The sequence below is a fragment of the Trinickia sp. genome, assembly GCF_051961175.1.
GTDB lineage: Bacteria > Pseudomonadota > Gammaproteobacteria > Burkholderiales > Burkholderiaceae > Trinickia.
Genome location: NZ_JBQCDN010000224.1, coordinates 34063 through 53380, shown reverse-complemented (window position 1 = coordinate 53380; position 19318 = coordinate 34063). Strand labels below are relative to the sequence as shown.

Sequence of the window (19318 nt, the reverse complement as noted above, 5' to 3'; positions counted from 1 at the left end):
GTGATGTTCTGCGTCTATGTCGGCAGCATCTTGACGACGATCCTCTGGATCGCCGCGCTCTCGGGCCAGGCCGAGGCGCCGGCGGGATTCATTCTCGCCATCGCGCTGTGGCTCTGGTTCACGGTGCTGTTCGCCAACTTCGCCGAAGCGCTCGCGGAAGGGCGTTCGAAGGCGCAGGCCGCGTCGCTGCGCAGCGCGAAGCACAACGTCATGGCCAAGAAGCTGAACGAGCCGCATCCGAAGGCGCCGGTTTTGATCGTCACGTCCACCGATCTGCGTAAAGGCGATGTCGTGATCGTGGAAACGGGCGATACGATTCCGGCCGATGGCGAGGTCATCGAAGGCGTCGCGTCGGTCGACGAATCGGCGATCACGGGCGAATCGGCGCCGGTCATTCGCGAGTCGGGCGGCGATTTTTCGTCGGTCACCGGCGGCACGCGCGTGCTCTCGGATTGGATCGTGGTGCGCGTGAGCGTGAATCCCGGCGAGGCGTTTCTCGATCGCATGATTGCGATGGTGGAAGGCGCCAAACGGCAAAAGACGCCGAACGAAATCGCGCTCACGATCCTGCTCGTTGCACTGACGCTCGTACTGCTGTTCGCGACCGCCACGCTGCTGCCGTTCTCGATCTTCTCGGTGGCGGCCGCTCATGCTGGCCACGTCGTGACGATCACGGCGCTGGTCGCGCTGCTCGTCTGCCTGATCCCGACGACGATCGGCGGCCTGCTCTCGGCCATCGGCGTGGCCGGCATGAGCCGGATGATGCAGGCGAACGTCATTGCGACGTCGGGCCGCGCGGTGGAAGCGGCCGGCGACGTCGACGTCCTGTTGCTCGACAAAACCGGGACGATTACGCTCGGCAATCGGCAGGCGTCGTCGTTCGCACCGGCGCCCGGCGTGTCGGAGGAGGCATTGGCCGACGCCGCGCAACTGTCCTCGCTGGCCGACGAAACGCCGGAGGGCCGCAGCATCGTCGTGCTCGCGAAGCAGCGCTTCAACATTCGCGAACGCGATATGCATGCGCTCAACGCCGTCTTCCTGAGCTTTACCGCGCAAACGCGTATGAGCGGGGTCGATCTGCCCAACCGCGAGATCCGCAAGGGCGCATCGAGTGCGGTGAAGCAATATGTCGAAGAGAACGGCGGCCGTTACCCGCAAGAAGTCATCAATGCGGTGGACGATGTCGCGCGCCGCGGCAGCACGCCGCTCGTCGTGGCGGAAAAGGCGAACGGCGTAGCCCGCATTCTGGGCGTAATCGAGTTGAAAGACATCGTCAAGGGCGGCATCAAGGAGCGCTTCGCCGAATTGCGCAAGATGGGCATCAAGACGGTCATGATCACCGGCGATAACCGATTGACCGCCGCCGCGATTGCAGCCGAAGCGGGAGTGGACGATTTCCTGGCCGAAGCGACGCCCGAGGCGAAGCTGAAGATGATCCGTTCGCACCAGGCCGAAGGGCGCCTCGTGGCCATGACAGGCGACGGCACCAACGACGCCCCGGCGCTCGCGCAGGCCGACGTGGCGGTGGCGATGAACACGGGCACGCAGGCGGCGAAAGAGGCCGGCAACATGGTCGATCTCGACTCGAACCCGACGAAGCTGATCGAAATCGTCGAAATCGGCAAACAAATGCTGATGACGCGCGGCTCGCTGACGACCTTCTCGATCGCCAACGATGTGGCCAAGTACTTCGCCATCATTCCAGCGGCGTTCGCGACGACGTATCCGCAACTGCGCGTGCTCGACATCATGCATTTGAGTTCGCCCGCATCGGCCATCATGTCGGCGGTGGTCTTCAACGCACTGATTATCGTGTTCTTGATCCCGCTTGCGTTGAAGGGCGTGAAGTATCGCGCACTCGGGGCCGCTTCGCTATTGCGCCGCAATCTGCTCGTCTACGGCCTCGGCGGCCTCTTGCTGCCGTTTCCGTTCATCAAGTTGATCGACATGCTGCTCGCGGCGACGGGCTGGGCATAACGCGCGCCACGCGATCGATATGACGAACCCGGTCGGCGAATCGAAAGAGGGATGTCGCTTGACGCGGGCCGTTTCGGAACCTGTTTTGTTTGCATCGATTGATCATGAAAAATCTGTTGAGACCCATGGTGGTGCTGTTTGCCGCATTGACGGTGGTCACGGGCATTGTTTATCCGGTCGTTGTGACGGCGATCGGGCAGGCCGTTTTTCCACACCGGGCGAACGGCAGCCTGATCGAAAAAGACGGTAAGACGATCGGCTCCGAGCTGATCGGGCAGCAATTCGACGCGCCCGGTTATTTCTGGGGCCGTTTATCGGCCACATTGCCGAATCCATATAACGCGCAGAGTTCGGGCGGCTCGAACTTCGGTCCGACGAATCCCGCGCTCGCCGACGAAGTGAAAGGCCGATTGAGCGCGCTGCGCCATGTTGATCCTGGCAATACGCTGCCAGTGCCGGTCGATCTCGTGACTTCGTCGGGCAGCGGCCTGGATCCCGAGATTTCGCCGGCGGCGGCCGCCTACCAGGCCGCACGTGTGGCGAAGGCGCGCGGCTTGAGTGTTGACCAGGTTCGCGCGCTGATCGCGCGCAACACCTTGGGGCGGCAATGGGGGGTACTGGGCGAGCCGCGTGTGAACGTGCTCAAGCTTAATCTCGCGTTGGATCAACTGAAGCAGCTAGACTGAATACAGTGAAGCGTGTTGTAGTGCGGCACGCAGCGAGCGTCAGGCTCGCCAATGATCACGCAACACCTTTGACCACGATGAAGACGCTCTATGGAACGACCGGATCCCGACGCGCTACTCGATAAGATTCAGCGCGAGGAGGAAAAGCGCCACCGCGGCCGGTTGAAGGTTTTCTTTGGGTCATCGGCCGGTGTCGGCAAGACGTTCGCGATGCTGCAGGCCGCCCGGCGCCGGCTGGAGGAAGGTGCCGATGTCGTCGTCGGCGTGATCGAAACGCATGGCCGCAAGGAAACCCTCGCGTTGCTCGACGGGCTCGAGGTACTGGCGCCTGCTCGCATCGAATACCGCGGGCGTCAACTGGCCGAGTTCGATCTCGATGCGGCGCTGGCGCGCAAGCCCGGTCTGATGCTCGTCGACGAATTGGCGCATTCGAACGTCCAAGGCTCGCGTCATCTGAAACGCTGGCAGGACGTTCACGAGTTGCTGGATGCAGGGATCGACATCTATACCACCGTCAACGTCCAGCATCTGGAAAGCTTGAACGATGTCGTCGGGCACATAACCGGTATTCGGGTGTGGGAGACGGTGCCCGATCGCGTGTTCGATCGGGCCGACGAGGTGACACTCGTCGATTTGCCTGCCGAGGAATTGCTCGATCGCCTGCGCGAGGGAAAAGTCTATCTGCCGCATCAAGCGGAAAACGCCGTTCGCAATTTCTTCCGCAAGGGCAACCTCATTGCATTGCGCGAACTCGCGTTGCGGCGCACGGCCGATCGTGTCGATGCGCAGATGCGTGAGTATCGCGCCGATCAATCGATCGAGCGCATTTGGCAGGCGCGCGAACGGATCATCGTCTGCGTGGGCGCCGGCCCGGAAAGCACGACGCTCGTGCGCGCGGCGGCCCGCCTCGCATCGAGCCTGAAGGCCGATTGGCTCGCCGTCTATGTCGAGACGCCGGCGTTGCAGCGGTTGCCCGATGCGATTCGCAAACGCACGCTCGATGCCCTGAAGCTGGCGTCCGAACTCGGCGCTGAAACGGTCACGCTACAAGGGCAGGATGCCGCACAAACACTGATCGCCTATGCGCGCATGCGCAATGTGTCCAAACTCGTCGTAGGGGCGACACCGACGTCGGGCTGGCTGGGATGGCTGCGGCGCTCGACGGGCGAGCGCCTGATTCGCGCCGCGCGCGATATCGATGTGACGCTCGTCAATTCCGGCACGGTGCGCGAGACGGCCGAACGCGGCGAAGCCGTCACGCGCTTCGCCGGTATCGGTGCCGGCAGCGGCCGCTCCCCATTCGTTTCGTACACCTACGCATTCGGCATGTGTGCGGCGATTACGATCGTCGAAAGCTATTTCGTCGATCATATCTCGCTCGCGAATCTGGTCATGCTGTATCTGCTCGGCACGATCTTCACGGCTGCGAAGCTGGGACGTGGCCCGGGCGTGATGTTCTCGTTTCTCGGCGTGGCGGCCTTCGATTTCTTTTTTGTGCCGCCGCGAATGTCGTTCACGGTATCCGACACGCAGTATCTGCTGACGTTCGGCGTCATGCTGATGACGTCGCTGACGATCAGCCATCTGACGGCGAGCCTGCGTCGCCAGGCGCGCGTCGCCACCCTGCGCGAACGCCGGACCGGTGCGATGTTCGCCATGGCACGCGAGCTCGGCGCCGCGTTGACGACGGCGCAAATCATCGAGATCGGCACGCGCCATGTGGCCGAAGTGTTTCAGGCGCGTGTCGCGATTTTGCTTCCCGATAGCGCGGAGAAGGTCCGGCAGAAGATCGAGAATCCCGACGAGGCGTTGACGCTCGATGCGTCGGCCGTCGACACGGACATCGCGCAATGGGTGTACGACCAGCAGAAGCACGCAGGCCATGGCACCGATACGCTGCCGGCGGCCCCCGCGCTGTATTTGCCGCTGAAAGCCCCCATGCGGACGCGCGGGGTGATCGCGATCTTCTCGTCGCGCATGGAGGAGTTCGAGATTCCGGAGCAGCGGCGCATGATCGATACGTTGGCGTCGCAGATCGCGCTGGCGCTGGAGCGTGTCCACTACGTCGAGATTGCGCAGGATGCGCTCGTCAGCATGGAATCGGAGCGGCTGCGCAATTCGCTGCTGTCGGCGATTTCGCACGATCTGCGCACGCCGCTGACGTCGATCGTGGGCTTCGCCTCGATGCTGGCGGAGGCGCCTGGCAGCGGGCCGATGGGCGAACGCGAGCAGGCGCTGGCGGATGCCATCCACGATGAGGCGTTGCGCATGACCGGGCTCGTGACGAACCTGCTCGATATGGCACGGCTTCAGGAGGGCAGCATGCGGCTCAATCGGCAATGGTCGTCGATCGAGGAGGTGGTGGGGGCGGCGTTGTCCTCTTGCCGCCGGATGCTCGCCGGCCGGACCATCGAAGCGCACGTGCCGGCCGATTTGCCGCTCGTGCAGCTCGATGCGGTGCTGGTGGAGCGGCTCTTCGCGAACCTGTTCGAGAATGCGTCGAAGTACACGCCGGCGCGCTCGCCGATCACGATTGCGGCGTCCACGCTCGAAACGGGCTCGGAGCGCTTCGTCAAAGTCGAAGTGCGGGACAGCGGGCCGGGCTTGCCGGCCGGGATGGAGTCGCGCTTGTTCGAGAAGTTCACGCGTGGCGAGAGGGAATCGGCGAAGCCCGGCATCGGATTGGGGCTCGCGATTTGCCGCGCGATCGTCGAGGCGCACGGTGGCCAGATCGGGGCAGACAACCGCCGCGATGCCGGTGGCGCAGTGATTGGCGCGACGTTCTGGTTCACGATTCCGGCGAACGAAACGCCGGCGATCGAGGCCGAGCCGATCGAGGGTATTGACGCTCCAGACGAACCGATTCGGCCCAGCCCCAGCGCATCGTGACGGGCGGAAGCGGAAACGGAAGCGGAAGCGGAAACGGAAGCGGAAGCGGAAGCGGAAGCGGAAGCGGAAGCGGAAGCGGAAGCGGAAGCGGAAGCGGAAGCGGAAACCGGTATCGGTTATCGGCTCGTCGGTGTGCTTTGCGGGGCCTGCTCGTAGCCTTCGGCTTCGCGCTGCTCGCGTCGCTCCTCGTTGGCGCGCCGCGCTCTCAGGCGCTGCCGCGAGAGGACGGCGATCACCTCGCCCGTGCTGGCGCCTGCGGGCACTTCGTTGCGGATGACGTTCGCCACCATCGGCAGGCCGGAGCGATGCCGGCGCAGCGCCTTGGCGATCGCGGTCCGGCACGCTTGCCCATGGCATTCCCATTCGTCACGGATTTTTCCGCAATAACGGCACTTGTCCATGCCGCTCATTCTACCGGCAATCGCGGCGACGCTCACGGGGCGCAATGGGCGGCGGGGAAGGGGGCAGGCGCGGGGCCAAGGCAATGGCGCCCGCCTCGGGCCTACGTCACGGCCAATTCGTCGAAGCTCAGGCGGTACGGTTGCGACAGTTCGATTTCGTCGCAGTTCGGCAGATTGCCGCCGCGATCGATCACGAGAAAATCGGCGACAGCATCGAGTGCGATCAGCGGATGATGCCAGACGCCGCGTGCATAGTTCACCCCGACGCGGCCGTCGACGGCGAACGCGCGCATGCGTCGCTCGTCGAACGGGCCCGCCGGTGCGACGACGACGAGATAGCGGCCATCCGACAACGGAATGAAAGCCTGGCTGCCGTGCGGGTGGCGCTCCATCATCGCGACTTCGAACGGCAGCGCTCGCGGTTGCCCGCGAAACACGTTGACCAGCGTGCGCCCGTCCGCTTCGCCGAGGTCGATCTTCGCCAGATCGTGAAAGCGCTCGGTCGTACCGCCATTGATGGAAAAGTGACGGGCGCCGTCGAGCGAAATGACATCGCCGAACGGTGCGAACGCAGCACGGGTGAGCGGCTCGAGGGCAAGCGTGAGGCTCATGTGTTCTCCTTACGCCTTAGGCCTTAAGCCGGCTCGCCCCAGAGGCGAAGCCGCGAGACGCCGCCGTCGGGGAAGATGTTGAAGCGCACATGCGTGACCGCGCCGAGCGCCGCAATCTCGCGCTCGTAGAAGTGCTGGTTGTCCATCTGCAGCGATTGCTCGGGAAGCAGGACGGGCCAGAACATCGCTTGCGTGACGAGCGATTCATCCGTCCCGCCCGTGACGTAGGCCGCCTGCACCGAGCAGCGATCGGGGTAGTTCCCTTTGAAGAACGCGGTGTCGACTTCGATCTTGCGGATCACGCCCGGCCGCGCGAGCGCGATGATTGCCCAATCGTTGCCCGGCTCGCGGCGTCGGCGCGTTTCCCATCCGTCGCCCATGTTCACGCCGCGGCCCGGCAGCAGCATGTTGGCCGCCAATCCGAAATGCTGATTGTTCGCACAGACGACATAGGCACCGTTGACGGCGGCCGCGAGATCGAGACCTTGGCCGTCTGCTGCCGAGGCGAGCGAGTCTTCCAGCGCGGGCCGCCCATAGATGCGCAGCCTGGCCACGCCGCCGTCGGGGAACAGCGTAATGCGGATATGCGTGAACGTATCGGCGTGATTCACACCGATGTAGTGATGCTGATTTCCCTGTAGCGCCGTGGGCGGCACGAGGGTGTGCCAGCGGGCGTCGTCGGGCGGCAGATCGCTTGTACTCGCGCAGCCTTCGATCGAAGCGGCGGGCGGGTAGTTACCGGTGAAATGGCTGGTGTCGATGTCGACGCCTTCGATCGTGCCGCGCCGAGCCAGCTTGACGATGCAATGGTCCTGGCCCGTCGTACGTTTGCGGCGCGTCTCCCAACCGTCCATCCATTTGCCGTGATCGTCGTACTTGCCGGGGATGAACACCGCCGGTTGCGGATCGAGCATGCGTTCTTTGGGTGCGAAGAATTCGTCGCTGGCGGCGACCGCCTTGGCGCCGAGCCGCGGATCCGCCAGGTTCAGGCAGCGGCGCGTGAAATCGGGAGCGTTGGGGTCTAGCGTCGGAATGGCCATGGTGATTTGCGAGTCATCGGAGGGTGAGGTCGAAAGAGGCGGGGCAGCCTCTTTCGACGATCGGTAGGGCGGTGGGGCCGTGCCGGGACGTGTAGCGCGCTTCGGTCAAACGGCGGGCGCGCCGTGAGCGGGCGTGTCGAGTGCGGGGATCGCGGCTTCCTGCACGAAGCGCAGATCGGGGTCTTGATCGAGTACGCGGTGTGCGCGGGCACGATCGATGTCGCGCTCCCATGAGGCGACGACTACCGTCGCCACGCAGTTGCCGATCAGGTTGGTCACGGCGCGCGCGATGCCGACGAACCAATCGACGGGAAGAATCAGCACGAGGCCGAGCACGGGGATAGCGGGGATCGCCGAAAGCGTGGCCGCGAGAATCACGATCGCAGAGCCGGGGATGCCGTGCGCACCCTTGGACGTCACGAGCGAGACCAACACGACGACGATCAAGTCGTGCATCGACAGCGGCGTGTTCGTGGCCTGTGCGATGAACAGCACGGCGAGCGTCAGATAGATCGAGAAGCCGTCGAGGTTGAACGAATAGCCCGTGGGAATGACGAGGCCGACCGTCGAATCCTTGACCCCCATCCATTCGAGCTTGCGCATGACTTGGGGCAGAACCGCATCCGACGAAGCCGTGCCGAGCACGATCAAGAGTTCTTCGCGCAGGTAGCGTACGAGCTTGAAGACGTTGAAGCCGGCGAGCTTCATCACCACGCCGAGCACGATGACAACGAACGCCGCGCAGCTCGCGTAGAAGACGAGCACGAGCAAGCCCAGTTGCTCGAGCGAGGCGACGCCATAGGTGCCCGTGGTGAACGCGATTGCACCGAGCACGCCCAGCGGCGCGAGTTTGATGATGAAGCCCATGATGCGGAAGAACACCTGGGCCAGTTCGTCGATCAGCGAGCTCACGCGTTTGGCCTTCTCGCCGAGCAGCGACAACGCGGAGCCGAACAGCACGGCAAACACGAGCACTTGCAGGATGTCGCCTCTCGCGAACGCGTCGAAGGCCGTGCTGGGGATGATTTTCAAGAGGAAGGCCGCGACGTCCTTGAGGCTCTTGGCGTGCTCGGTATACGTGGTCAGGGCTTGCGCGTCGAGCGAGTGAACGTCGACGTTCATACCGGTACCGGGCTTGAATACCAGCGCGAGTACGGCGCCGATCATGAGCGCGATCGACGTCATGACTTCGAAGTAGACGATGGCTTTGCCGCCCACGCGGCCCACCTTCTTCAAGTTGCCGGCGCTGGCGATGCCGCTTACCACCACGCAGAACACGATCGGCCCGATCACCATCGTGATCAACTTGAGGAAGCCGTCTCCGAACGGCCGCAGCGACTGCGCGAAATGAGGGAACACGGCGCCGATCGCGATGCCGGCCACGAGCGCGATCATGACGCGGCCGAACAGCGAATTGATGAATCTGAGCACGGCTTTCTCCAAGGATGGTAGCGGGCGGTAATCATCTGGTCTAACTGGTAAGACCGGACGACTTATGGCGAAGATTAGGAAGCCGATATAGTTGCGTCAAGCATAACGGCGGTAGTGGTATACCCGTCGTTTGTGACAGGACGACGTTCGGCTGCGGGCGGCACGGCGGTCGCGCGCTAGAATACTGGTCCGACCAGCGATTTTCCAGGCACGATGAAAGGCACGACCCAGACGGTGACGGAAGCGGCGACCGAGACGATTCGTGAACGAATCGAGCGCGGAGAATATCCGGTGGGCAGCGCGCTGCCCGCGCAGCGTCAGCTCTCGGAGGAGTTGGATATCAGCCGCGCGGCACTGCGCGAAGCGCTCTCCACGCTCGAAGCGCTCGGGTTATTGACGATCCGGGCGGGCAAGGGCGTGTACGTGCAAAGCGCGCGGGCCGAGGCGGGACCGGCCTGGAGGTTCGCGGAGCAGTCGTCGCTGCCCGATACCTATCAAGTGCGCTATGCGCTGGAAGGGTTCGCGGCTCGCATGGCGGCGCTGGCGATGACCGACGAGGTGATTGGCTCGCTCGAGGAAAACATGGCGCAGCTGCACGCGGCGTTGACGGAAGGCGATCTCGACACCGCTGCCCGTCTCGATTTCGCGTTTCATATGCAGATCGTCGCCGTGGCGGGCAATGGCGCGATCGAAGCGATCTTGCGCAGCAGCAGTGAAATCATGAAAGAGAGCCAGCGCTTGCCGTTTTACCGGCGGGAATTGCTGCAGTCGACCTATCGCGAGCACCGGGCGATTCTCGATGCGCTGAAGGCGCGCGACTGTGAAGCAGCGGGGCGCAGCATCGAGGCGCATATCACGGCTGCGGCGCAGCGGGCGGGTGTCCATTTCCCGGCGCCGACACGCTAACGTCCGCGGCTCGCCCGCAGTGCGGGCCGTGACTTCGTCTGAAAATTGCCGATCATCGCCCGTTGCCCGCGCCGATGGAGCGATCCTTGCGCGGAGAAGTCCTTCACCGGCGGAGCACTGAATTCGGACTACGATCGGTCTTGTCAGTGTGAAGCGAGGCCATCACGAAATTTTCGACGCAAGTGAAACCCATCAGCTACCTCAAGAGCCATGCTGCCGAGATTGTGAAAGCGATCACGGAAAGCCGCGAGCCGATGCTCATCACTCAAAATGGAGAGGCCAAGCCAGTCGTTATGGATGTGCGCTCATACGAAGACTACGAGCAGACGCTCGCGTTGTTAAAGCTTCTGACGCTGGGTAACCGTGAGATCGAACAGGGCCAATTCCGCGCTGCCGCCGATGTATTTGCAGACTTGGATAAGGAAGACGATCGGTGACCGTCAACTACCAGCAAATGCGGGAGTGCGAGGCGGCAGACCAATAAATCGGGCGCGGTTGGACATTGCATCCACCGCCGATTTTTTTGCCGATGGGCCGGGGCCTTCGCTCCTCGCGGGCAAGGCGCGACGCTAGACCCCCGCCTCGGCTCAGCCTGAGCCTCAAAGCACCCTCAAATCAACTCGAGCTTCGACGTCAGGTAGGTCAGCTCGGTGCGATTCGCCACGCCGAAGCGTTTGCGCAGCTTGCGCAGGTGATAGTCGACGTTATGCGCGCTGGTGTCGAGGCGGCGCCCGATTTCCTTGTCGGAGGCGCCTTCGGCGATGCCGAGCAGCAATTCGCGTTCGAACGTGGTGAGGCCGTCCGTCGTGCGTTCGCGGGCCGCGGCCGTCAATTGCTGCGAAGCGATCGTATGGACCGACATGCCGATCGTGAGTGCTTGTTCGAGCGTCGTCGAGGTGATCCAATCGCGCGTGCGGCGCTGAGCCGTAAAGCTCATGAACGCGTGCATGCGCGTGCCCGGTATCGACATCGCGAACATGAGCCCGCTGCGCATGCCGTCGTCGCGCATCATCTTGATGAAACCGTCGAGCCCTTCTTGCGCGGCATCGGTGCGGACCACACTGGGCGGCTGGGCATGCAGCTGCTGCAGATCCCATACGAGCGGCAAACTGCCCTGACGGGCCGCGGCCGTGCGCGGGTCGACATCGTGATAACGCTCGCGGACGTAATCGCCGCGATAGGTGCCGGGAATGAACGCCTCGTGCAAAAACAGCCGATCGACACGGTCGCGGGTGAATTCGAGCGCAAAGTACGCAAAGGTCGAAAATCCGATCAGATGCAACAAGCCATTGACCATGCGGCTGCGCTCGCGCGCGCTCTGCGCGGCCGCGAGCGTCGTGGCGATGCCGAGACGCGGCGCGTGACGCTGCGTCAGGCTCAACTGCCGCGGATCGTTGCACCAGACGACCTCGATCGTCCGGCCGCGGCCCGCGGTTGCCGGGTCGGTACCGCACGAATGCGAAAGCGGAGCAAGTGCTGAATCGTCCTTGCGCAATGCAGGGTAGTGCATCGGTATGCCTCCGATCGAGGATTTTGACGTTACGTCGTATGACCCGTAGTTTGATTCGTCTATGTTCGGGCGCGTAACATCGCGTAATAATAAACGCAAAAAAACGATACCGGTGGGTGGGGTCTTTTCGCTGATGACATCAGATGACGAATTTCCGGCGCTCGTATGGTTTTCGCAAGGTGATGCGCTTGCTTATCTCGGCCGGGTCGATGCGACGCGGCAGGCCGAGCGGCACGCGTGCGAGCTGCGCGGATGCCGCGAGCGCCTGCAGCAGGCAGGCTTTTCCACGTTCTCATACATGGCATTGGAAACCATTGGGCGGCGCATTTTGCGTGCCTATGCCATGCGCGAGATGGGAAGCGTCGCGTTTACAACCACGTATCTTAAGAGCCGGCTGTATGAAACGGATCCGCGGCTTGCAGTATTGCGCGAAAGCGGGCTTCCCGTCACTTGGAATCTCGATGAATTGGAAGCGCGATCGAATTTGGCCGAACCGCGTGTACGCAGCCTTTTGTCGACATTACGTGCACACGCCATGCACAGCGGGCTCATTCTCGGTCTGTCGGCACCGCGCGCCGATTTACGCGTCGCCGTCACGCTGACGTCCGAGGCGGGCGATACGGGCTGGATCGACGATCGTGTCATGGGAACGGTGTTGGCGGCGAGCCTCACGATTGGCCGGATCGTGCAGCCCTATGTCGAAGAGTGTGCGCGCAAGGCGCGTGTCGTTACGCTGACCGATGAACAGGCGGCCGTGCTCGAGCGGCTCGTGAAAGGGCTGTCCGATCACGAGATCGCCGCTGAGATCGTCTCGTCGGCGCACCGCATCACGCAGCACGTCAAGACGCTGCAGAGAATGTTCAACGTCGAAAACCGCGCCCAACTCGCGTATCTCGCCGCACGTTGGGGGTGGAGCCGGTCGTAGGCTTCCCGTCGCCGATCTTGGGCGAGCCTATGAACCGGCGCCGTGGTGTGCACCGGGCGCATCCAGCATACGTCCCGCGATGTAGGCGAGTTGGACGCGATTGGTGGCGTGATAGAGCTTTTTAAGTTGGCGCAGAGAGTAGTCGACGTTGTGATGCGAGGTGCCGAGCCGCTCGGCGATGTCCTTGTCGTTTAGCCCGAGCGTGATGAACTCGAGAATCGAGCGTTGAATCTGGCTGAGTTCGGCCGTACGAGCAGGCCGGTTGATCTGCGGCGCGCGCAGGCGGATGAACTCGTGCAAGCCCACGGCAAGCGCATAGGCATGGCCGATCGACATGTCGGGCACTCGGGCCTTGGACGGCTGCGAATTGGAGAAAATCGCGACGCAGGTATCGAGCGCATCGGATGTGCCGAGACCGAAGGAGACGCCCGACTGCATGCCGGCATCGCGCGAGGCCGCGACGAAGCGTTCGACGCGGGCCGCGGCGGCCGTGCGCTGTGCGGCGGGCGTGCCCATTGCGCCGCCGGCGAGGACGTTCGAGCCGACGCCGGCGATCGACGGACTCGATGCGATCGACGACAAATCCCACAACATGGGCCATTCGTGCCTGCACGAGTAGGCGAGGCGCGCGTCGATCTCGTAAAAGCGTTCGCGCACATAGCGCGGTGCCCATCCGATGGGAGAAAACGCGTTGAAATAAGCGATTCGATTGATCGTGTCGCCGATGCGCGAAATGCGCATGTAGCACAGCGAATCGAAGCCGGCCGCGCGCAGTGCTGGGCGCAGGAGCGCCTGCCTTTCCTGCGCGCCGTTCGCTCTCGCCAGTTCCTGTGCGATCCCGGCGAGCCGCTGCCCGTTCGGTGCGTCGTCATCGTCGGGCACCGCTGGCGCGCTATCCAGATCGGCGTCGCCCAGGACTTCGAAGCTTAAGGCGTCGGTATCCGTATCGCTGCTGCCATACTGACTCATGTTGCTCGCTCCGGGAAAGAGGCGCCCCGCACGCCGAAGTATGAGGGCACAGTATCCCAGCGGCGGCCGCTTTCGTGCGAAAAGCGAATCAGTAGTCGCCCTACGGATTTGCGCGCACGCAAGAGGGGGGACTACGAAACCACGTCATGCCCGCCCGCGGCCGCCACCGAGAGCAAGCGCTCTCGGTAAGACCTGCGTCCATGCGATGCGACGAACCGGTAAGAATGCACCTTACAGTCGGTTGACTAGGGCGTGCGCGGCGGGCCTATTTTCGCGTGCGATGCATCAATGGGCGGGGGCACGCCGAAGCCGAGGTACGGCGTTGCTGCGCCTTGAGCCGGTGCAGCGCGTCAGACAACGAACAGACGCCCCGCGAGGTACGCGAGCTGAACACGATTGAGGACGCCATATTTTTTGCGGATCTGCCGCATGTGGTAGTCGACATTACTGCGCGACATGTTCAACTGCTGCGCGATTGCCCGATCGCTGAGGCCGCTCGCCGTGAAGTTAAGGATCCGCCGTTGCAGATCGGAGAGCGTCGGCGTTGATGCCGTCGAAGCCATTTGGCCGGCCAGGAAGGCGTGAACGCCCAAGCCCAGCGCATACGCTTGTCCAATCACGCGGTCATCGATCCATTCGCTCGTTGCATTGACGGAGCTGAAGATCATCACGCTGTGCTCGAGACTGTTCGGATCGACGAGCCCGAATGCGATGCCGCTGCGAATGCCGCTGCCGTCCGCGTCCTCCAGAAAGCGATGCATACGTTCGCTCGTTTCGCCCGTCTCGATGGCGCTTTCGGTGCGGAGCGTCTCGTGGTCCCATACGAGCGGCCAATCGTGGCGGCATGCAAAAGCCATGCGAGGGTCGAGGTCGAAGTAACGCTGATCGACGTAACGCTGCGCCCAGCCGGGCGGTGAGCATAAATCGAAGTAGCGTGCGCGGTTGACCATCTGGCCGAGGCGGGTGAGCCGGCAGTAGCAGAACCAATCGAAGCCGATCGTGCGCAGCGCGCCTTGGAGCAATTGTTTGCGCTCGTGCGGCGAAGGAGCGTTTGCGAGATCGGTCGCGATTTCGGAGGTCCGGTCGCTACCGTGCGTGTCACCGGCGCGGCCGGCGTTCTGACCGACGACGAATTGACAGTCAGCGGCTTCGATAAATTCGATTGCGTGTCGTGCTTCCCGCTCGCTCTTTGCTTTCGGCACGCCGTTGCGTGCCTCGACGTTCAACATGCACCCCTCCATCGTGTCTCCGCCGCTACGGATGTTCGAGCGACGTTTCATGGATTTCGACTATAGCCGCGCAGCGATAGGAAACGGCCTGTGCTTTTCAGTAGTGGGGTGGGCTGATGGCGCAAAGGATTCGCGACTGACTACGAATCCCGCGATCGACGAGACAGCGCGACTTCGTGCCGTTAACCATCGCTTCGCGCGGTGGGAGAGGCATTGAAGCGGCGTGTCACATTCGGCCGGCATAGTGCAGCCCGGTGCCACAACGTCGTGCTCCCATGTCTGAGTTCAACCGGCTCAAAGTCCTTTCGTTGCGACACGCTCGAAAAGAACAGCCTGATGCGCAAGCGGCGGGTGCACCCAACGGCGCAACACCCGGTGCGGCGGGCGCGGGCTCGCCTGCTCCCGAACCGGGCGCGCCGCGGCCCCTGGTTCCACTCGGCGCGCTCGGCAAACTGAGGGCGACGCTATCGCACGCGGGCCACGCGCTCGGCGCACGCAGAGTCGATTTCGCGACGGCGCTTTATCAGCACACCAAACACGGTCGCAAAACGGGATCGACCCGCTTCGTTCAAGGGAGCCGCCAACATCGGCCGGATGCTTCCGGCGCGCAGGCGGGTGGGGAGCAGACGCCGGTCCATGCGGCCCAACTGGTGTCGGAAATCATCGGCCTCGGCGTCGCCAGCGCGCCTGCTGCGCCTGCCGCGCCTGCCGCGCCTGCCGCGCCTACCGCTCCTACCGCTCCTACCGCTCCTACCGCTCCTACCGCTCCTACCGCTCCTACCGCTTCCACCGCTTCCACCGCTTCCACCGCACCACAGGGGGAGTATCGGGCATTGATCGCCGCCACACCGATCGATACGATCACGAGCCCGCCTGCGCTGCGCGTCTATGTGCGGCAACTCTTCGAACATCCGTCGCCATACGGCGCCCATGCCAGCGTGCTGGCTCGCAGCCTGTACGATCTGGCGGCGCAGAGCCCGTTGCCACCGAAGACAGAAGCGGCTGCGGCGATGCGCGGCGCGCTTCTCGCGCTCGCCCTGCGGCAAGCCGGCGCCACGGACGTTGCGGGCGCGCAGTTGGCGCTGGAGCGAATCGTATCGCTCGACTTCGATGCACCGCATACGCGCGTATCCACGAGCGATGCCGACCGCGAAGCGTGGCACGCCGTGCGCCTGCTCGCGCGTTCGACGGAAGGCTTCGGGATCCTCGACGGCTTGCGCACGGCAACGGGCGAGCCATTCAAAGACGATGTGCACCGTTCGACGTTCAAGACGTTGCTGGCCACGGCCGATGTCCTTGCGCCGCTGCCAAGATCGTTGGACGAAGTGGTGTCGCACGACGGTGCGCCGGGTGCGGTGGCATCGCGTATCAAGCTCGGGCCTGTCCCGCTGACGTCTGGCGAACGGGGGCCGCAGGCGTTGGCCCGGCGCGCGTTCGACGCCGCTTCCGCCAGGCTGGAGCATGGCCGCGATGCATTGACGGCGGATCAGAAGGGCGCGCTGTTCGCGTGGCAGCAGTCGTTCACCGAAGACGGACGCAACACGGATCTATCGAAGGTTCGCGAGCGTCTGAACAAGTTCGCGCTAAAGACGATTCCGCGTGTCGGCGAAAGCCGATGGAAGACGCTGCTGCCGCGCCTCACCCGAGGCCAGCAGAGCTCGCCGCTCTCGGCGTTGCGGCTCGGCACGCAGGGCGCGACGCGCAAGACGGCGAAGCAGGAGCAGGAGGTTTATCGGCAGGGGCTGCGCGATAGCCTCTCGACGCTCGAGCAGAGCCCGGCGATGCAACCCATAGCGGTGCTCGGGCATGCACGGCCCAAGCACTCGCTCATTGAATTGGCGGCGCTGCACGTCTGGCTGGAAAGCGGGGGGTTTCCGCACGACCGCATGGACGAGCAAGCCATTGTTGCCGTCGCACGGCGCGCGCAACAGATGTGCGCGGATTTGACCGCAGCGAATGGGGCTCAGGAAGCGACGCTTGCGGATTTAAGAAAAGCGACGGCGCGCTGGGCCGCGATGACGCCGCGGCAGCTCGCCAGGACGAAGCCATTCAGGTCGGCTGCCAAGCGCGCGTATACGCCCGAGCGTCTCGCACTCTGGGGCAAGGTCGCGCGCGTGCCCGACGATTCGCCGTTCTGGGTGACGCTGGACGCGTTGCGATCGTTGGCTCGGCCAACGGGCCCGACGCTCCCGCCCAAGTCCTCTATCCCGGCGGCGATCGAGGAACTGACCGGTCCGCTGGGTTCCACACTGGAAACCGAACGCATCGACGATGTGCGCGCACTGCTCAAGGAACTCGTGGAAACCTTGCCGTCCAGCGCCCGTTTGCGATTGGCCGATGGCGGCCGCCAAGGTTTCAGCACGAGCGGGCTCAACGCGATGACCCACGTCCACGGCATGCCGATTTCTCCTCGGCTCAATGTGCGCGCCGCGCGCACCCGCGAAACCGTGGTGGAGTTCAGCCACGGCACGCACGGCTTCGAGATGTTCGTCGGCCGGGCAAAGACCTCCCAACGGCAAGCGGGCGCGGGCGTGCTGGTGGGCTATGACGTCGAAACGGCGTTGACCAATTTGCGTGTGGGGCTGGCGACCAACGTCACGCTTCACGCGAAGGAGTGGGTCGAGGCATCGGGTGTCACAGTGCGTGTGCCTCACCGTGTCAAAGCCGATGGCAGCGGATTCGATGACAAGGCGACGCGGGCGCATTTCTGGGCCGTCGTGGACCATTTCCTGGCCGAAGCCGCGACACCGCACGGCGACGGCGCGAATGGCACGTTCAATCGCCTCGCGGAGCTTTGTCTCGATCATCCCGATGTGTCGATCAGTTGGACCGACACGCGCGCGGCCACCTCGAAGCGAGGCGTCACCGTCGATACAACCGCGAGCGCAAAACTGCTCGGCTTCGGCCCGCAATCGGCGCGCAACCCGACAACCGGCAAGACGGCGAAGCTGTTTGGTATCAGCTCCGGGCCGTCGGTTGGTATGGGGTGGGAGAAGTCGAAGCAAGACGGCGCATCCTCCGAGCGAACCGGCCGTCATCGGATCGAGCAACGTTATATCGGAGGCGGGCACCTCACGCAGTTGCGCGGCGGCGTCGCGCCGGGCTTCTCGCATTCGCTCGATGCGAACGGACGCAGCAGCGTGGGGCTCCTGTCGCTCGATGCGCTGGTCGCGACGCTTGGCCTCGGCGAGAGCGGCAGCACCGCCAAACTCACGTTGTCGATCGAAAACGACAAGCTGAACTATCGAGCATGCACGCTCGAGCGCGAGGAGCTCAATTCCAGGCGGTATGCGGAAACGATCGACGGCGCGCGTGCCGCCCTGGTTCAGACGCTCGTGGCCAATAGGGAAAGTGAAGCGCAAACGCGGGGCGCGCCTGGCATGTCGGCCGCACTGGTCGATCCGGCGGCGGCAGCCGGTGCGCGCATCGACGAATACGTGGAGACGGTACGCCGCAATCGTCAATTCAATCATGCGTATAAATATAGCTTTCGATTGCTTCGCGATCCGGCTGCGTCGATCGATCTGCTGACGGCGCTCGCGCGGCAAACCGGCAACGATCCGGATGTGGAAGCCTTCGTCGAGGCGCGGCGCGGCAAAATTCTCGCGGACCCCAGGGCATGGGTGCCGCGCAAGCTGTCGATCAGAGAGCGCAACGGCGCGACGCGCAGCCCGGGTCTGAGTGTCGGGCTCTCGCTCAACGTTCGAACGAGTGCGACGGGAGATCACGATTTCGCCAACTTGAGCGTGCCGTTCCCCGTGCTGGAATCGATCGACGAGGAGGGATATTAGCTTTGCCGGCGCACGGCGCACGGCGCACGGCGCACGGCGCACGGCGCACGGCGCACGGCACACGGCACACGGCACACGGCACACGGCACACGGCACACGGCACACGGCACACGGCACACGGCACACGGCAGGCGGCGCACAGGGTGCCGGAACGGCGAAGGGCGGCGAAGGATGTCGGGGGGCACGTCGATTTCGTTTCTGTCACTCGGTCTTCGCTCTCGGCGGCGCCCTCGCCGTGTGACAGCCGCACAATGCGTCATCCCAACACTGTCAGTGATGACGCCCGCGGCGTCCACGCAGATTTCAATGAGCTTGTCATCTTCTCTATCGGGCGAGGACGCCTCTCGCAGCCCAGGATCGGTTGCGCCCGCGCGGTGTGCGAGATCGATTTCGCGCGGCGGACTCGTCGGTCTGATCGGTCTCTGTGCGATGGGCGCTGCGCCATCCGCGTATGCCAATTGCTTCGACGATGCCGCGGCGTACCAGCATGTCAATCCGCTGATCCTGCGTGCGATCGCATGGCAGGAGTCGCGCAATCGCCCCGATGCGAAGCATGTCAATGCGAACGGTTCAGTCGATTACGGCGTCATGCAGATCAACACGGTTCATTTACCGACGCTGGCGCAATACGGCATCGGCAGGGAGGCGCTGATGTCGCCCTGCAAAAATATCTATATTGCGGCCTGGCAACTGCGCCGGCAAATTAACCGATACGGCAATACCTGGGCGGCCGTCGGCGCCTACCATTCAGCGACTCCAGCGCTACGCGACGAATATGCGCGCCAGATTGCCGCGATTTTGCGGCGTTGGGGGATGCTCGCGCCAGACCGATCAGGGACGGCGACCAGCGCACGCGCCTCCTCCCGGGCCGTCAGCTCGATCGCAACGGAGTAAACGGCGCGGGATCGTAAGCGCATTCGACGGCCCCCTTCAATCGAGCTGAACCCCCGCCG

Annotated in this window: 15 protein-coding genes; 8 read left to right on the top strand and 7 right to left on the bottom strand. The window is 63.8% G+C overall.

The genetic code is table 11. The features are described from left to right. The 3 genes from kdpB to ACTHL0_RS13610 all read left to right on the top strand — a co-directional run. Positions 1–1977: potassium-transporting ATPase subunit KdpB (gene kdpB, locus ACTHL0_RS13620; RefSeq protein ID WP_440567276.1), on the top strand; the 1977-nt coding region annotated here is incomplete at its 5' end. 104 nt (positions 1978–2081) lie between these two features. After that, a complete protein-coding gene (gene kdpC, locus ACTHL0_RS13615) occupies positions 2082–2663 on the top strand; it encodes a potassium-transporting ATPase subunit KdpC (protein ID WP_440567275.1) in 582 nt (193 codons plus the stop codon). Between the two features lie 90 nt (positions 2664–2753). Further along, the gene (locus tag ACTHL0_RS13610) at positions 2754–5552 is read left to right on the top strand and encodes a DUF4118 domain-containing protein (protein ID WP_440567274.1); all 2799 of its coding nucleotides are present in this window, start codon (positions 2754–2756) and stop codon (positions 5550–5552) included. Between the two features lie 116 nt (positions 5553–5668). On the opposite strand, the gene ACTHL0_RS13605 is transcribed toward ACTHL0_RS13610, so the two are convergent. From ACTHL0_RS13605 to ACTHL0_RS13590, 4 genes are all read right to left on the bottom strand, one after another. Then, positions 5669–5953 carry a hypothetical protein gene (locus tag ACTHL0_RS13605; RefSeq protein WP_440567273.1) on the bottom strand — a complete coding sequence of 95 codons (285 nt, stop codon included), beginning with the start codon at positions 5951–5953 and terminating at the stop codon, positions 5669–5671. A gap of 101 nt (positions 5954–6054) precedes the next feature. Beyond that, on the bottom strand, positions 6055–6564 hold the full coding sequence (locus ACTHL0_RS13600) for an ureidoglycolate lyase (RefSeq protein ID WP_440567272.1): 510 nt from the start codon (positions 6562–6564) through the stop codon (positions 6055–6057). A 23-nt stretch (positions 6565–6587) separates the two neighbouring features. After that, on the bottom strand, positions 6588–7604 hold the full coding sequence (gene alc, locus ACTHL0_RS13595) for an allantoicase (RefSeq protein WP_440567271.1): 1017 nt from the start codon (positions 7602–7604) through the stop codon (positions 6588–6590). A 105-nt stretch (positions 7605–7709) separates the two neighbouring features. Beyond that, positions 7710–9035, bottom strand: a complete 1326-nt coding sequence (locus ACTHL0_RS13590; protein ID WP_440567270.1) for a C4-dicarboxylate transporter DctA — start codon at positions 9033–9035, stop codon at positions 7710–7712. Between the two features lie 213 nt (positions 9036–9248). Here ACTHL0_RS13590 and ACTHL0_RS13585 point away from each other — a divergent pair, with 213 nt between their 5' ends. Next, positions 9249–9941: a FadR/GntR family transcriptional regulator gene (locus tag ACTHL0_RS13585; RefSeq protein ID WP_440567269.1), complete on the top strand. Its 693-nt coding sequence runs from the start codon at positions 9249–9251 to the stop codon at positions 9939–9941. A gap of 182 nt (positions 9942–10123) precedes the next feature. Continuing rightward, positions 10124–10378 carry a type II toxin-antitoxin system Phd/YefM family antitoxin gene (locus ACTHL0_RS13580; RefSeq protein ID WP_440567268.1) on the top strand — a complete coding sequence of 85 codons (255 nt, stop codon included), beginning with the start codon at positions 10124–10126 and terminating at the stop codon, positions 10376–10378. A 173-nt stretch (positions 10379–10551) separates the two neighbouring features. On the opposite strand, the gene ACTHL0_RS13575 is transcribed toward ACTHL0_RS13580, so the two are convergent. Beyond that, complete coding sequence (locus ACTHL0_RS13575) at positions 10552–11451, bottom strand: LuxR family transcriptional regulator (protein WP_440567267.1); 900 nt, start codon at positions 11449–11451, stop codon at positions 10552–10554. 133 nt (positions 11452–11584) lie between these two features. On the opposite strand from ACTHL0_RS13575, the gene ACTHL0_RS13570 reads away from it, so the two are divergent. Beyond that, positions 11585–12376, top strand: coding sequence for an autoinducer binding domain-containing protein (locus ACTHL0_RS13570; protein ID WP_440567266.1), 792 nt, complete (start codon positions 11585–11587; stop codon positions 12374–12376). Positions 12377–12403: 27 nt separating this feature from the next. Here ACTHL0_RS13570 and ACTHL0_RS13565 read toward each other — a convergent pair whose 3' ends face one another. Both ACTHL0_RS13565 and ACTHL0_RS13560 read right to left on the bottom strand, forming a co-directional pair. Then, positions 12404–13345 (bottom strand): autoinducer binding domain-containing protein, encoded by a 942-nt coding sequence (locus ACTHL0_RS13565; protein WP_440567265.1) that lies wholly within the window; start codon positions 13343–13345, stop codon positions 12404–12406. Positions 13346–13695: 350 nt separating this feature from the next. Then, positions 13696–14574: a helix-turn-helix transcriptional regulator gene (locus ACTHL0_RS13560; protein WP_440567264.1), complete on the bottom strand. Its 879-nt coding sequence runs from the start codon at positions 14572–14574 to the stop codon at positions 13696–13698. Positions 14575–14849: 275 nt separating this feature from the next. Between ACTHL0_RS13560 and ACTHL0_RS13555 the strand changes: the two genes are divergently transcribed. Continuing rightward, positions 14850–18365, top strand: coding sequence for an autotransporter (locus ACTHL0_RS13555; RefSeq protein ID WP_440567263.1), 3516 nt, complete (start codon positions 14850–14852; stop codon positions 18363–18365). A 429-nt stretch (positions 18366–18794) separates the two neighbouring features. Beyond that, positions 18795–19259: a lytic transglycosylase domain-containing protein gene (locus tag ACTHL0_RS13550; protein WP_440567277.1), complete on the top strand. Its 465-nt coding sequence runs from the start codon at positions 18795–18797 to the stop codon at positions 19257–19259. The last annotated feature ends 59 nt before the right edge of the window (positions 19260–19318 follow it).

Coding starts and splice junctions, on each gene's coding strand:
- kdpC (WP_440567275.1), top strand. CDS start 2,082: ATGAAAAATCTGTTGAGACCCATGGTGGTGCTGTTTGCCGCATTGACG.
- ACTHL0_RS13610 (WP_440567274.1), top strand. CDS start 2,754: ATGGAACGACCGGATCCCGACGCGCTACTCGATAAGATTCAGCGCGAG.
- ACTHL0_RS13605 (WP_440567273.1), bottom strand. CDS start 5,953: ATGGACAAGTGCCGTTATTGCGGAAAAATCCGTGACGAATGGGAATGC.
- ACTHL0_RS13600 (WP_440567272.1), bottom strand. CDS start 6,564: ATGAGCCTCACGCTTGCCCTCGAGCCGCTCACCCGTGCTGCGTTCGCA.
- alc (WP_440567271.1), bottom strand. CDS start 7,604: ATGGCCATTCCGACGCTAGACCCCAACGCTCCCGATTTCACGCGCCGC.
- ACTHL0_RS13585 (WP_440567269.1), top strand. CDS start 9,249: ATGAAAGGCACGACCCAGACGGTGACGGAAGCGGCGACCGAGACGATT.
- ACTHL0_RS13575 (WP_440567267.1), bottom strand. CDS start 11,451: ATGCACTACCCTGCATTGCGCAAGGACGATTCAGCACTTGCTCCGCTT.
- ACTHL0_RS13570 (WP_440567266.1), top strand. CDS start 11,585: ATGACATCAGATGACGAATTTCCGGCGCTCGTATGGTTTTCGCAAGGT.
- ACTHL0_RS13565 (WP_440567265.1), bottom strand. CDS start 13,345: ATGAGTCAGTATGGCAGCAGCGATACGGATACCGACGCCTTAAGCTTC.
- ACTHL0_RS13560 (WP_440567264.1), bottom strand. CDS start 14,574: ATGTTGAACGTCGAGGCACGCAACGGCGTGCCGAAAGCAAAGAGCGAG.
- ACTHL0_RS13555 (WP_440567263.1), top strand. CDS start 14,850: ATGTCTGAGTTCAACCGGCTCAAAGTCCTTTCGTTGCGACACGCTCGA.
- ACTHL0_RS13550 (WP_440567277.1), top strand. CDS start 18,795: ATGGGCGCTGCGCCATCCGCGTATGCCAATTGCTTCGACGATGCCGCG.